Source organism: Bacillus thuringiensis, assembly GCF_001182785.1.
GTDB classification, from domain to species: Bacteria; Bacillota; Bacilli; order Bacillales; family Bacillaceae_G; genus Bacillus_A; species Bacillus_A thuringiensis_S.
The window spans coordinates 2076804-2091508 of the sequence record NZ_CP012099.1 but is presented as its reverse complement, the minus strand read 5'-3'; the positions used below and the strand labels follow the sequence as shown (position 1 = coordinate 2091508).

The following is a 14705-nucleotide window of genomic DNA, read 5'->3' as shown; positions in this document are numbered from 1 at the left end:
CCTTTAAACAGAAACGAATTCCTCATCATACGTTATAAAGGGATTGCTAGCATCTATATTTACTAATTTATTAAACTTTTTTCTACACAAAAATGATACAGTTCTTCAACATCTTTCACTATGTAAGTCGCACTAGCTTCAGTCAGTTCTTTCTCACAGCCATAGCCATATAAAACACCAATTGAAGCAATTCCATTCTGATTCGCACCTATTATATCGTGCTTTCTATCACCGATCATTATCATTTCTTCTTTATTTAGTTCTTCATTTGTTTGTAAAATATGAGCAATTATTTCATCTTTTTTTATTCTTGTACCATCTAAATTACTTCCAATGATATCTTCGAAATAATTCGTCAATTGAAAATGCTCTATAACTTGTTTCGCAAATACAGTGGGCTTTGAAGTTGCTACAAATATGCGATTCCCTGAACTTTTTAATTGTTGCAAGAGCTTCAGAATCCCCTCGTATACATTATTCTCAAACAATCCACGCTGCTTTAAATACTCACGGAAATAAAAAACAGCACGTTCAAGCTCTCCTTCACTCATATTATATCTCTCTATGAATGATTGCTGAATAGGAGGACCTATAAATGAATCTAACTCACTTATATGTACTTCTTCAATTCCTACTTTTTTTAATGCATATAAAACCGAGTTTACAATCCCTTCTTTCGGATCCGTTAAAGTTCCATCTAAATCAAATAGAAATGTTTTATACATGTTTCATTCCTCCACTTAATTTGCTGTATAAATAAGTGCTAACATCTCTTCCACTTCTACCTATTATACTATCATTATCTATTTTTTCGAAAAATCAATTTCCATATGTCACATACTTTCAGTTACAAAATACGATAGATATGATACAGTAAAAAAGTTACAATTATTTTAATAGAAACTGGTGAAACAAATGTCAATTACGTTAATTTTTATAATGGCTTTCACAATTGTGATCCACGCAGTTGAAACAAGCTCTTATAGTATTCGATTAGCCGGGGTTCGTTTAAAGAAGATTGCTGTCGCATTATCCGTCGTAGGAATCGTATTACTCATTTCAAGAACATCAAACTTACTACAAGCCTTTTTACTTGGCGGGATTGTTGACGAAGCAAAACAAGATCCTTCTATTGATTTAGAGCATATTATACGTCTTGTACTATTATCTGCTTCTATCGGTACATTGCTTGCGATTATACTGTATCCAACTTTGACAAAACTATTTGGATATGTCATTCAAAACTTTGAAACAGACGGTTCTTTCATTCGAATGATGAAAACGAATAACATTCAAAAATTAAAGTACACAAAAAAATATGTCCGCTTTCCAAAGTTAGAAATGATTCATAGATTGCGTATCGGCGGTATTCCAAAGCGTATAATGCTTATTAACATGTTCGCTACTGCAATTTATACAGCGGGGGTTCTTTCCGCACTATATGCTTCTTTTTTAATTCCAGCTTTCGCAACAAAAGCCACTACAGCTTCTGGTCTTATTAATGGTTTTGCTACTATTTTATTAACAGTGCTACTAGATCCACGTATTGCTCTTTTAACAGAGCGAGCTCTTCAATCAGAAGAAGGTGCTGAAGCAATGAGTAAAATGTATGCTTGGCTAATGATTTCTAGACTTTTTGGTACATTACTAGCTCAACTGTTATTCATACCAGGTGCTTACTGGATCACATGGATTATAAAGCTTATGAATTAAATCCACACTCTAAAAAAAGCAGGTGAGATAACAAATGACTATACAAACAGAACAAGATATCATTCGCTTAATAGAAAACGACGAATGGATGATGACTGTATTACAAATGGCAAAATCACTAGAGCTACCTGATTGGTGGGTTTGTGCCGGCTTTGTTCGTTCTAAAATTTGGGATACTTTACACAACTACGAAATAAGAACAGATACGCCTGATGTAGATGTTATTTATTACGATTGTCTACATAAAGACGAAACATATGAAAAGTTATTAGAAACGAAACTAATGAATATGGATGCCACTATCCCTTGGTCAATAAAAAATCAAGCTCGTATGCATGTAATGAATAACATGCCGCCATATTCTTCTTCTGTTGATGCTATTTCTAAATTTCCTGAAACAGCAACGGCATTAGGAGTTACATTAGATGACCAAAACAATATTATATTAGCATCTCCATGCGGAATCGAAGATGTACTTTCACTACAAGTGAAACCAACAGCTCATTTTCTTGAAACAAAAGAACGTATACATATGTACAAAAATAGAGTTATAAAAAAGAATTGGCAAATTAAATGGCCTAACATAACAATCGCTTATCCAGAAATTTAAAAAGGGTGCTTCTCATTTATAGAAGCACCCTTTTCTTCATTTCAAAAAATGAATAATTGTTTCTGCGAATCTATCTGCTTCCTCATAGTGAGGTGAATGACCACTCTCTTCAAATACGATACACTTACCGTTTTGAGCATCTTTATTAAATATTTCAATTTGTTTTTCACACGTTACTACATCATGTTTTCCTTCAATTAATAACATTGGATTCTGTACTTCTTTTATTTTATATAATAATGATTTATGACATGCACCCTCTAATTTTAATCTATCAAAATGAGTTTGAGAACGATTTGAAAATACTTCCCACTCTTCATCACTATATAAACTATAGTCTGTTTCATCTTCCTTATAATTGTAAATCTCCATTCTTTTTTCTTCTAATTCAGCGCTTAATCTTATATAAGCTTCTAACAACTCTTCTGAACTAGCATTGCTAGATGAATAAGCAATGCACTCTTTTGCTACTTCTTCTTTTCCATGCTTTTTTAATAAATGCCCTGTCTTTTGCAACAAAGCTCTACTTGTTAATGCAAAGTCGAAAGTTGGCCCTTCAAATATTATTTTCTCTATTGAACTTGGATATATCGACGCATATAACAATGCTAAATAGCCACCGAAAGAATGTCCAATTGCAGACCACTTTTCAATTTGTAATGCTTTTCTTAGTTCCTCACAGTCTTCAATTAAATCATTTAATCCAAAAGCTTCATCCTCAGTAATTTCTTCTGAGCGACAAACACCCCTTTGATCTATCATCATTACATATAAAGAATCTTTTAAACGTTCCGCTTGATGAAATGAAAAATCATAGCAACTTTCTCCCGGTCCACCATGCAAGTATAAGACCGGTTTATTTTTAGGATTTCCATGCGTTTCAACGTATAGCTTTTTCCCTCTAATGTTCATGTATTTCCCTAATTCTATCAAATTTGCCTTTATGATCATCACCTCCCCTTTTTCACTGAATATTATAACATTTAATGTTAAATAATCCCTATTACATTTAAGAAGACGATAATTATTGCAAGTGGTGCTACAAATCGAAGTAAAAATGCCCAACAAGTAAATACTTTCTTTCCATAATTACCACCTACAAAAAACTCTGCTTCTAGTACCTTCTTCTCCATTTTGAATGAAACGAAAATACTAATAAATAGTGCTCCAAGTGGCATTAATATATTACTAGATAAAAAGTCTACCGCATCAAAAATATTCTTTCCGAAAATCGTAATATCACTCCATACTCCAAATGATAATGCTGATGGTATACCTACTAAGAAAATACCGAAACCGATCATCCATGATAATTTCGTTCTTCTTTCTTGTTCACCATTTGCAAACGCTGAAACAACTGTCTCTAGTAGAGAAAATGCCGATGTTAATGTCGCAAATGTAAATAGTGCAAGAAATACTGTTAAGAAAAATCCACCGAATGGAATTTGACTAAATACAGATGGTAATACGATAAATAGTAATCCAGGTCCTTCTGTTGGCTCCATTCCTAATGAAAATACAGCCGGAAAAATAGCAACACCCGCAAATAAAGAAACAAATAAATTCAATCCAACAATTGTTATTGCTGATTTTGGTAAACTTTCTTTTTTATTTAAATAGGAACTATAGGTAACCATAATTGAAATCCCGATACTAATCGCAAAGAATGATTGCCCCATTGCGAACAAAATACTTTCCGAAGTAATCTTTGAGAAATCTGGTTGTAAGAAAAACTTCACACCTTTCATTGCATCATCAAGTGTTAACGAACGAATAATAAGAGCGACAAATAAAACGAACAATGCTGGCAACATATATTTACTTGCTTTTTCAATTCCGTTTTGTACACCTTTTGATACAACCCAAATCGTAATAAACATAAAAGCGAAATGCCCTATAATCGCCCAAGTGGGATTTCCAATTGTTTCAGTAAATAACGCACCGTAATTTTGTCCTGGATTAATAAGTTGTCCAGTTATTCCTCTGAATAAATAAATTAATACCCATCCACCTACAACACTATAAAACGAAAGTAGTATAAAACACGTTCCAACGCCAAGGCGTCCGATCCAGTGCCATCCTGTATTTGGTGCGATGCTTTTAAATGCTCCAACTGCTTGTTTCTGCGTACTGCGTCCAATCATAAATTCAGCTATAAGTAGCGGTAGTCCAATTAAAACAGTAAATAATATAAAGATTAAAAAGAACGCTCCTCCCCCACTCTTCCCAGCGATATAAGGAAACTTCCATATCGCACCAAGTCCAATTGCTGATCCGGCTGCTGCCATTATAAAACCTAATTTCGAAGTCCATTGCTCCGTCTGTTTCATCTCATTTTCCTCCTAATTAAATCTTTTTATATAAATAAATAAATTTTATAGACCTATCCAAACAAACCCTCCATTTCTTCTTCCATATAATAAAAAATGGCCTAGCATCTCTATATAAAGAGACGCTAAGCCATTTACTTAACGCGGTACCACCCTTATTGATTCCATTATGAATCCACCTTAGTAGTAATCGTTTGATTACAAACCTAATATCGAAGGTTAACCGTTAAGATTTACTAAGAATGTGATTCCGTTCCACCTTACTGCTCCTAGGCGAGTTCAGGATGTCATTTGACTATGTCGCACCAACCCATAGCTCTCTGTACAAATACATGACCTTACTACTCCTATTCAACACATTTTAATATTCAGAATATATTTTCTTTTGAAATTAATATGAATTATATCTGTTATATTTGTAACTGTCAAGGGGTATATTGATTTTTTGTCGAAATGGTTCATATTGATAACTCACTTTCACTAAGCTTATTAGCAAAAGAAAGAGTCTATATTTTCACCTTTTCAAACGAACTAAAAAAAAAGAATCTTCGCGATAGTCGCGAAGATTCTTTTTACGGTATAAGACGAGTACAATCTCTCGGAAAAGCACTCGCCTCTCGTACATTTGTTAATTCTAATAGTTTATATACAATCCTTTCTAGCCCAATCCCGAAACCTCCATGCGGGGGACAACCGTATCGGAATGTATTTAAATAAGATTGAAATTTCTCTGGGTGTAATCCTTTTTCTTTAAACGAAGCGAGTAACATTTCATAATTATGAATTCGCTGTGCCCCTGACGTTATTTCTAACCCTTTATATAATAAGTCGAATGAATCAGTAATAGCTGGATTCTCTTTATTTTGCATCGTATACATCGGTCTCGCTTCTTTCGGATAATGTGTAATGAAAACAAATTCACTATTATATGTTTCCTTTACATATTTCCCTAGTAACTTTTCACCTTCTGTATCTACATCCCCTACAGGAGATTCTTTACGATACTTACTTTTCAAAATTTCTTGTGCTTCTAACAATGTAATTTTAGGTATTTCAGTAATAACAGGTACTTCTATTTGTAATAGTTGTAGTTCTATTTCACATTTTTTCGCTACTTGTTGAAACATATATCGTAAAACATCAGTTTCTAGTTGCATCACTTCATAAAAATCATGAATAAAACCAAGTTCTACGTCTAACGATATATATTCATTCAAATGACGGGAAGAGTTATGATGTTCTGCTCTATATACAGGTGCAATTTCAAAAACTCGTTCTAACCCACCCGCTACCATCATTTGTTTGTAGAACTGTGGTGATTGTGCTAAATAAGCTTCTTTTTGGAAGTATGGAAGCTTAAAAACATTTGCTCCTCCTTCTGCCCCTTGCGAAACAATTTTCGGCGTAAATATACGTGTGAAATCGTTCTCTATAAGAAATTCACTAAAGCTCTGAACGAGTGTAGATTTCACTTTAAAAATCGCTGCGGTTCGCTCATGTCTTAGTGAGAGTACCCGCTCATTCAATAGTTGATCTAAGCCAACTTGTAACTTCTTTTTATTTATTTCAAATGGAAGTGGTTCTGCACCGTTTATTACTTTCACTTCATGAGCAAGTACTTCAACACCTAATTCTGTTTTCGACGTCTCGACTATCTCACCGATTACATGGACAACACTTTCTACATCAACTTTATATCCAGCCAATTCATTTTCTAATACACATTGAATTACTCCTGTTCTGTCCCGTAATAATAAAAAACTAACATTTCCAAGATGCCGAATTTTTTTTACCCATCCTTGAAGTAATACAACCTTTCCACTTTGATTTGTACATTCTTTTGTGAGTGAACGCTTCATTATTGAATCCATTATTTTTCCCTCCAATAATTTTATATTTATTTACGTTATTGTTGTCATCGTCATCATCCACGGTCACTCACCCCCTTTCAAAGAATACAAAAATCCGCCCCTATAAATAGGGACGGATTTTTTTCCGCGGTACCACCCAAATTGTCATACTGACCATCTTAGCCCTGATAACGGTAGGTACCGTTTGCTTTTACTAATAATCACGTTCAAAGCAACACTCACAGGTGTCTTTCCATCATGCGGTATCGCAACCTTCCCAGCAACCGGCTGCTCTCTGTAGACCTTTGCATCATGTACTTTTCCTGATCATCACTTTTTATATTTACAGAGTATTCTAACTCCTTGTTTTATAAAATGCAAGCTTTTTTTGAAACATTCTGATTTTCTAACTCCTAACTTATTCTAAAGTGTGAAAAGTTAATTTTGTAATACATATTCTTATGTATCAAATTCGAAATTACACCCCTAATATTTTTCCAATTTTTACATAAAACCAAATTCATTTACGCATATTAATAAAAAATTTTATAGCGAGGTGTGTATATGCAAAAAGCAATTAGTTTCTTTCTCCTATTGTTTTGCCTAATTGTAGTAAACGAAACATACGCCTATTCACCAAAATCTTTACCAATCTCTCAAAACTCTGATCAATGGCAAGTGAATATTGATAAACCGAAAAAAACAAACAAGAATATGCTTCAAGCTAAAAAAGATGAATTTCAAACATATCATTTTTCAGTAAAGAATGTCGGGAATAGTGAGGTATATAACGTAAACGTCGAAGTATTCCGCAACGAACCAAATAAGAAAACGAAATATGAACTCTTTTCCCTAAAGGAAAGTCGTTTAGCAAGTGGAAAAACTGGATTTGAACACGCTAATTTACCTGTTGCTACAAAAACGGATGAGGTTGATGTTATTATTACATGGCAAGAACACCCATTCCGATCAATGCGAAATGGTCAAAAAGTTGAATCTAGAAAATTTAAAGAGCATTTTGTTTTTAAAGAAGCTAAAAAGTAAATGTGATCCGGATATATTCACACTATCATTGATATAGCTTTATTTACTAGTACCAGTTCGTAAGCAAATTAAAAAGTCGTGGCTTAATGCCACGACTTTTTATATTAATTCGTACTAATGCCTCTCGCTGCCCAAATGCGATCGATATCAGCAGCATGTTGTCCACCATATAAAAGAGCATCCGCTTGCTTAATCGCTTTTGCTCCATCACTGAATTTAGAGTTTGGTGTTAATGACCAGTGTGATTGTAAAATGATTTTTGTTGCTACATCACGGCCAAAAGCTTGTGCCATTTCGTATTGACCTTGAGCCCAAATTTCACCATCATCATGCACTTCATTCGTTATATCTTTCGGATATACTTTATTCGTATCTAATCGGCGTAAGCATGTTGGATCTGAACTAGAATAAGCTGTCGCATCCCATTCTCCAACACATGCTTTACCATATCCAGTAGTCGATACTGCATCTTCATATGTAGCACCTAAGAAGTCGCCAAATCCTTCTCCCATCGCTCCACCTTCTGCTGAACTACCAAAGCCAGGAACTTGGTTATCTTGAATCGAATGCCCATATTCATGTGCGATAATACCAGCATCTTCTGCATCATCAACACCGCCAGTACCGAAAGTTAAAGCTTTTGTTGATGGAGAATAGAATGAGTTATCATCAGTTGTACCATTAACATTCACTTTTATCGAACGGTTATTAATATTTTTAAAACCTAGACTTTGAATGTAACGTTGCAATGTGTCGATATGATAGTACGACATAACATCTTCAAAGCTATCATTTGCGCGTGTATAGTTAAATTGTAAATTCGTAGATTTTGTTTTCGCTTTTGAAGAAATCGTTACATATTCTCCAATTAAAAATCCTGTTCCATCTAAACCTTTTAACGTAACAGTTTTCAGTTGGTTCGTTAGAGCTGTTGAATCTGCATCGTTATTATCTTTTAAGCCTACTTTACTACCGCTAGATACGACTGGGTTAGGTAAAAATACTTTTCCTGACCCTTCAGCTTTTCGGTTTATATCAACCTTTTTAATTAACTTTCCATTTTCTGCATCAATAAATGTTTCCCATGCACCAAATGGATTATTAGAATGGACTACAACTTTATATACTGGACGAGCAATTCCTTCTTCAACAATATATCCGAACTCTTTATCTGTAGGAGCCCATAAATTTTGCTCACTTGCTTCTCCAACATACGCCATTGATTTTTGTATTGCATCTTTTTCACTAATTTTTGTCGTTACTTCCTTCACACCTGTAACAGGCTGATAATCAGAAACAGCGAGTACTCCCTTTCCCTCTCCGTTAAGCGTAACTGTTATTTGTTTTGAAAATACAGGTGCACCATTAACAACTTGTTGGAACCTAACATATGAAGCTACTGACGTTTCTGTTGTAGAAATATATTGCAAGTCTGAAAGGTCTGTTTTCAATCCATACTGCGCAGCATTTTCTTTTAAATATTCAGTTGCTTTTTTCTGTGGCGAATAAGCTTCTAACTTTACTTGCTGTTGTTTTTCCAATGCCGAAACCGTAGAAATCGTCCCCATTACTAACGGTACAGTCATTGCCATTGCCACCATTTTTTTATTAAACATAGAACCACTCCCCCTAATAAAGTAGCTCAACCTTATCCCATTACCACTAGGCAATCATTCCCCACAAAATGGGGGGATAAAAATTGAATCTACGAGTAATTCTCTATAAACACTTCTATTACCTTTTCATTTAGGGTAAGTGAAATTTTCTCAATATTTATGTGTAAAGTGAACACAATACTTTAGAAATATATTTCTAAAGCAATTCCTTAACTCTTAAACTTTTTAAATGACTTTGTAAAAAATAGGCTACTTTTTACCTAACGGTAGGTTGAAAAAAATATTAATGAATGATACGATTTATATAACCTTTTTTTAGGAGGCTTTATTATGAGCAAAAGTGAAGAAACACTCTCTTCAATTATGGAAGCAAGCTATCGACTGTTTGCCGGACATGGTATTACCAAAACGACTTATTCAATGATTGCTGAAGAAGTCGGAATTGCTAAACCGTCCATTTATTATTACTTTAAATCTAAAGATGCATTAATCGAATGTATTTTCACAGAATTATGTGCTGCGATGCAGTTTTCTTCCTTCTTCCATACAGAAGAGTTTACGAAAGAAAATTTTATTGAGAAATGCATTGAAATTGGATTCAAAATAATTGATGAACAGCAGAACGATCCTTATTTTAATCGTGTGTTGCAAGAATATGTATTACTATCTTCAAGAAATGATATGTACAAAGATCGATTACTAACTGTGCAAACAGAATATTTACAAGGATTTGAATCCCTCCTTACAAAAGCAAATGAGCTTCAATTGATTGAAAATAAAAATCTAGTTTCAAAAGCTCATATGTTAGCATTAGTGCTTGATAATGTCGGGAATTTTATGATGTTACATGTGGATATAGATTATAGACAAATATGGATGGAAGCTGTAAACAGTATTTTTGAAAGAAGGGATTGAATTGAATACTAAAAAACGAATTATCGGCTTAGACTTTGCTAGGGCCTTGGCGATGTTTGGTATGCTGCTTGTTAATTTTATGGTGATAACAGGTGCAGAAGGAAATGGTCCCCCATTTTTAATAACTTTCATGTCACTTTTTGAAGGTAGAGCTTCTGCCTTGTTTGTTATACTTGCTGGAATTGGCATATCTTTAATGACTAGATCATCTGTTGCTAGCAATGAAAAAATAAAAATTTCTAATAGCCGAAAAATCATCTGGAAACGGGCACTATTCTTATTTATTTTAGGATTATTTTTATACGTAATGGAGTGGACTGGGGATATATTACACTACTACGGTGTTTACCTTTTCGTTGCTGCATTACTCATTACAGTCCGAAAAAAAGCATTACTCTTGTTATCTATTATTATCCTACTCTTGGCACAATCTCTTCAGCTTACTTTCAATACTTTCGAAGGTTGGGGAGGCCCTACTCCATTTATAAACTATGTAGACTTCTGGACAATAAACGGTTTTCTTCGCAATTTATTCTTTAATGGTTATCACCCTTTTTTCCCATGGTTTTCGTTCTTCTTAATCGGTATGATAATTGGCAGATTAGATCTTCATAATAAAAAGATTAGAGATAGGTTGCTCTTGCTCGGTATTACATTCACCATACTGATAGAACTTTTATCAAAAGGGCTCACATACTACTTCATTCCACACATTGGCAAAGAAGCTGCTACATTTTTGTTTAATACAGGACCCATTTTACCAAATATATTATATATTTTATCAGCTACAGGATCCGCTATTGCTATATTAATACTTTGCCTCTATATCACTGAAAAATATGAAAATAATTGGTTTGTTACTTCCATTATACAAACAGGTCAATTAACATTAACTCATTATGTAAGTCATGTATTTATCGGGATTGGGACATTAATTCTATTCAATAGAATGGAACATCAAACACTACTTTTCGTTTTATTATTTGCTACTGTATTTTTCATTTTCAGTATTTTGTTTAGCGTATTATGGAGAAAGAAATTTTCTAGAGGACCTATTGAATGGATTATGAGGAAATTAGCTAGTTAATTTACCTCCATACGAAAAAGGAAGTTGGAATCATTCCAACTTCCTTTTTCCTTTAATTAGCTGCACTTAATTTAATTCTAAGTTTTGTTTCACCTAAAGAAAGTTCATCGTCTTCGTTCGTTAAGTGACCAAATGTAAATTGTTTAACGAGTAAGTTTTCTTCCAATAAATCTTTATGGTTCGTTAACGTTCGTTGTAGTTCTTCTTCTGTATCGAGAATAACATCGACTCGTAAATTAACTGGTAAATTCAACTGTTTACGATATTCTTGAACCGCACGAATGAATTCACGCGCTACTCCTTCTTGTAACAATTCTTCCGTTACATTCGTATCTAACATAACCGTATATTGTCCGTTAGTCGTATTAGAGAATCCTGATTTTGCAACTTTTTCAACTAACACATCTTCAGCAGTTACAACTACTTCTTCTCCTGGTGTTGCTTCGTAAACTGCTCTTTCTGTTGATACAAAGTTTTGTACATCTTCTTGTGATAATTGTTTTAGCCAACCATTCACTGCATTCACATTTTTACCGAATTTCGGCCCTGCTGTTTTAAAATTGAGCTTCAATTGATATGATGTGTATTTTGTTTCATCGAGTTCAACATGGAACGCTTTTACATTTAACTCATCCATAACGATATCACGATAAGATTCCCAATCCATATCATTCTCGTTATGCTCAAGTAATACAAGTTCTGCTAGCGGCTGTTTTACTTTTAAAGAATGCTGATTACGGTTACTTCTTCCAAGTTCAACAACTTGTAAAACAGCATCCATTTCCGCTTCTAATTTCGGCTGAAGTAGTGATTCATTTACAACTGGATAATCAGCTAAATGAACACTACTTCCTTCTAAATTAAGATGAATGTCTTCCGCGACAAACGGTGTGAATGGTGCAATTAATTTACTAATTGTTACAAGTACTTCATGAAGTGTCTCATACGCAGCAGCTTTTTCAGCGTTCATACCAGATTCCCAGAAACGATTACGTGAGCGTCTTACATACCAGTTACTCACTTCATCTACAAGTGCTGCAATTTCACGAGCTGCATTCGTAAATTGATAATCATCAAGTGCTGTTCTCACTTTTTTCGTTGTACTATGCAATCTTGATAATACCCATTCATCCAATTTCGTACGCTTTACATCATACGTTTCTTTCGGGTTATACTCATCTAAATTTGCATATAAAACGTAGAAGCTATACACATTGACTAATGTATCTACAAATTTAGATTTCGCTTCCAGTACGGTTCTTTCAGAAAAACGCTTCGCATTCCACGGAGCACTATCAACAAGTAAAGCCCATCTTAGCGCATCTGCACCAAACTTATCTACTAAATCAACTGGATCTAGTGCATTCCCTTTACTTTTAGACATTTTCTGCCCTTCTTCATCTAAAACATGCCCTAGTGATAACACTCGTTTATACGGTACTTTTCCTGTATACAGTGCTGAGACTGCTAATAAACTATAAAACCAGCCGCGTGTTTGATCAATTCCTTCTGCAATAACATCAGCTGGAAACTGCTTTTCAAATAACTCTTTATTTTCAAATGGGTAATGATATTGTGCAAATGGCATGGAACCACTATCAAACCAAACATCAATTACTTCTGGTGTACGATTCATTGTGCCTCCGCATTTTTCGCAGCAGACTTGAACTTCATCTACATAAGGCTTATGCAATTCTAAATCTTCCGGTGTTTCTTTCGTACTATGCTTTCTTAATTCGGCAATGCTTTTCGGCGCAAACTGATGATCACAACTTTCACATTCCCATACGTTTAATGGCGTTCCCCAATATCTATTTCGGCTAATATTCCAGTCCACCATATTTTCTAAAAACTTACCAAAACGTCCATGTTTCATATGATCCGGATACCAAGTAACAGAATCATTATTTTGTAAAAAGGTATCTTTAATTGCAGTTGTTCGAATTAACCAACTTTCTCCTGCATAATAAAGTAGTGGTGAATCACAACGCCAGCAATGCGGATAGCTATGTTCATATTTTTCTTTATGATACAGTAAACCTTCCTTAGCTAAATAACGAACAATGTCAACGTCACAATCTTTTACAAATTTACCTTTCAAAAATGGTACCGCTTCTGTATACTCACCTTTTTCATCTACAACGTGCAAGAATGACAATCCTTCACTTTGAACAACTCTATAATCGTCCTCTCCATATGCTGGAGCAATATGAACAAGTCCTGTACCACTATCTGCCGTTACAAACTCTGCTGCGATAACGCGGTAACCATTTGTAACTTCTTTCATCGGAAATGGCGCTGTATAAGATATGTTTAATAATTCTTCGCCTTTATGAACAGATAATACTTCATAGTTTTCTTTTAATACTTCTTGTACACGTTCTTTCGCAACAATGTATACATGACCTTCTTGTTTTGCTTTAACATATTCCATATTTGGATGTACAGCAAGCGCTACGTTTGCTGGAAGTGTCCAAGGCGTTGTTGTCCAGCCTAAGAAATACTCATTTTCACTATCTTTCACTTTAAACTTCACAGTTGCACTTAAATCTTTTACTGTTTTATACCCTTGTGCAACCTCATGTGAGCTCAATGAAGTTTGGCAGCTTGGGCAGTATGGTGAAACTCTATGTCCTTTATATAACAATCCTTTTTCATGGATCGTCCCCAAAATATGCCATACACTTTCAATATATGGATTCTCTAAAGTTACATATGGATCATCCATATCTACCCAATAACCAATACTTTCAGTGAATTCACGCCACTGCTTTTCATATGTGAAAACACTCTCTTTACACTTTTGAATAAATGGTTCAATGCCATATTCTTCGATCTCATGTTTACCAGAAATACCAAGTTGCTTCTCAACACCTAGTTCTACAGGTAAACCGTGTGTATCCCATCCTGCTTTTCTTACTACTTTATAACCAGCCATCGTTTTATATCTTGCTACTAAATCTTTAATTGCCCGACCAAGTGCATGGCCGACGTGTGGTAAACCGTTCGCCGTTGGTGGTCCTTCATAAAACACAAACGATTGTGCGCCTTCTCGATTCTGAATTGATTGTTCAAAAATGCTTTGTTCGTTCCACTGCTTACGAATACGTGTTTCTCTCCCTACAGCTGACTCTTTTACATCTACTTTCTTCATCTACAATCACTCCTTTGAATGTTTTAAAAGCACACAAAAAACCCGCCCCTATGAAGTAGGGACGGGTTTACCCGCGTTACCACCCTAATTCTATTAGCTTTTCACTAATAGCGCTTAGCAACGTACTATCATACGTGTTCTTTGTAACGGTAGACATCCGTCCGGGCTTACTCACTTTCAGCCTCGGCTCCTCGGAGATGATTTTCAAATAACGTCTGCCCACCGGCTTTCAGCAATATACCGGCTCTCTGGAGAACAGTTCACTATTTTACTCTTTCTCGTCTTCAGATTTGTATACTTTATTAAAAGTTATTTTATGCCATTTGACAACTAATTGTCAACTAATTCAAAATATATTCTTATCCTTATCCCCTATTCTTATACAA

11 protein-coding genes and 3 other annotated features are annotated in these 14705 nt (G+C 34.7%); of the genes, 5 read left to right on the top strand and 6 right to left on the bottom strand.

Annotation, left to right across the window (positions count from 1 at the left end; genetic code table 11):
- Window positions 1–62: 62 nt before the first annotated feature.
- Complete coding sequence (locus AC241_RS10925; protein ID WP_050843416.1) at window positions 63–725, bottom strand: HAD family hydrolase; 663 nt, start codon at window positions 723–725, stop codon at window positions 63–65.
- Between the two features lie 190 nt (window positions 726–915).
- Here AC241_RS10925 and AC241_RS10920 point away from each other — a divergent pair, with 190 nt between their 5' ends.
- Both AC241_RS10920 and AC241_RS10915 read left to right on the top strand, forming a co-directional pair.
- Window positions 916–1713 (top strand): lipid II flippase Amj family protein, encoded by a 798-nt coding sequence (locus AC241_RS10920; protein WP_016081802.1) that lies wholly within the window; start codon window positions 916–918, stop codon window positions 1711–1713.
- 34 nt (window positions 1714–1747) lie between these two features.
- Window positions 1748–2323 (top strand): nucleotidyltransferase family protein, encoded by a 576-nt coding sequence (locus tag AC241_RS10915; protein ID WP_016081803.1) that lies wholly within the window; start codon window positions 1748–1750, stop codon window positions 2321–2323.
- Between the two features lie 36 nt (window positions 2324–2359).
- On the opposite strand, the gene AC241_RS10910 is transcribed toward AC241_RS10915, so the two are convergent.
- The 3 genes from AC241_RS10910 to aspS form a co-directional block, all read right to left on the bottom strand.
- Window positions 2360–3274: an alpha/beta fold hydrolase gene (locus AC241_RS10910; protein WP_080990769.1), complete on the bottom strand. Its 915-nt coding sequence runs from the start codon at window positions 3272–3274 to the stop codon at window positions 2360–2362.
- Between the two features lie 38 nt (window positions 3275–3312).
- Window positions 3313–4653 (bottom strand): sodium-dependent transporter, encoded by a 1341-nt coding sequence (locus AC241_RS10905; RefSeq protein ID WP_048564441.1) that lies wholly within the window; start codon window positions 4651–4653, stop codon window positions 3313–3315.
- 115 nt (window positions 4654–4768) lie between these two features.
- Window positions 4769–5017: a binding site (T-box leader), on the bottom strand.
- Between the two features lie 208 nt (window positions 5018–5225).
- Complete coding sequence (gene aspS, locus AC241_RS10900; protein ID WP_048564442.1) at window positions 5226–6524, bottom strand: aspartate--tRNA(Asn) ligase; 1299 nt, start codon at window positions 6522–6524, stop codon at window positions 5226–5228.
- Window positions 6525–6629: 105 nt separating this feature from the next.
- Window positions 6630–6843: a binding site (T-box leader), on the bottom strand.
- A 224-nt stretch (window positions 6844–7067) separates the two neighbouring features.
- Between aspS and AC241_RS10895 the strand changes: the two genes are divergently transcribed.
- A complete protein-coding gene (locus AC241_RS10895; RefSeq protein WP_048564443.1) occupies window positions 7068–7547 on the top strand; it encodes a hypothetical protein in 480 nt (159 codons plus the stop codon).
- Between the two features lie 104 nt (window positions 7548–7651).
- Here the strand turns inward: AC241_RS10895 and AC241_RS10890 are convergent, their stop codons facing one another.
- On the bottom strand, window positions 7652–9163 hold the full coding sequence (locus tag AC241_RS10890; protein WP_000482274.1) for a M36 family metallopeptidase: 1512 nt from the start codon (window positions 9161–9163) through the stop codon (window positions 7652–7654).
- Between the two features lie 330 nt (window positions 9164–9493).
- On the opposite strand from AC241_RS10890, the gene AC241_RS10885 reads away from it, so the two are divergent.
- Window positions 9494–10078, top strand: a complete 585-nt coding sequence (locus AC241_RS10885; protein WP_000045218.1) for a TetR/AcrR family transcriptional regulator — start codon at window positions 9494–9496, stop codon at window positions 10076–10078.
- A 1-nt stretch (window position 10079) separates the two neighbouring features.
- Window positions 10080–11165, top strand: a complete 1086-nt coding sequence (locus tag AC241_RS10880) for a DUF418 domain-containing protein (protein WP_050843414.1) — start codon at window positions 10080–10082, stop codon at window positions 11163–11165.
- A 52-nt stretch (window positions 11166–11217) separates the two neighbouring features.
- On the opposite strand, the gene ileS is transcribed toward AC241_RS10880, so the two are convergent.
- A complete protein-coding gene (gene ileS / locus AC241_RS10875; RefSeq protein WP_050843412.1) occupies window positions 11218–14319 on the bottom strand; it encodes an isoleucine--tRNA ligase in 3102 nt (1033 codons plus the stop codon).
- A gap of 54 nt (window positions 14320–14373) precedes the next feature.
- Window positions 14374–14613: a binding site (T-box leader), on the bottom strand.
- Window positions 14614–14705 lie beyond the last annotated feature (92 nt).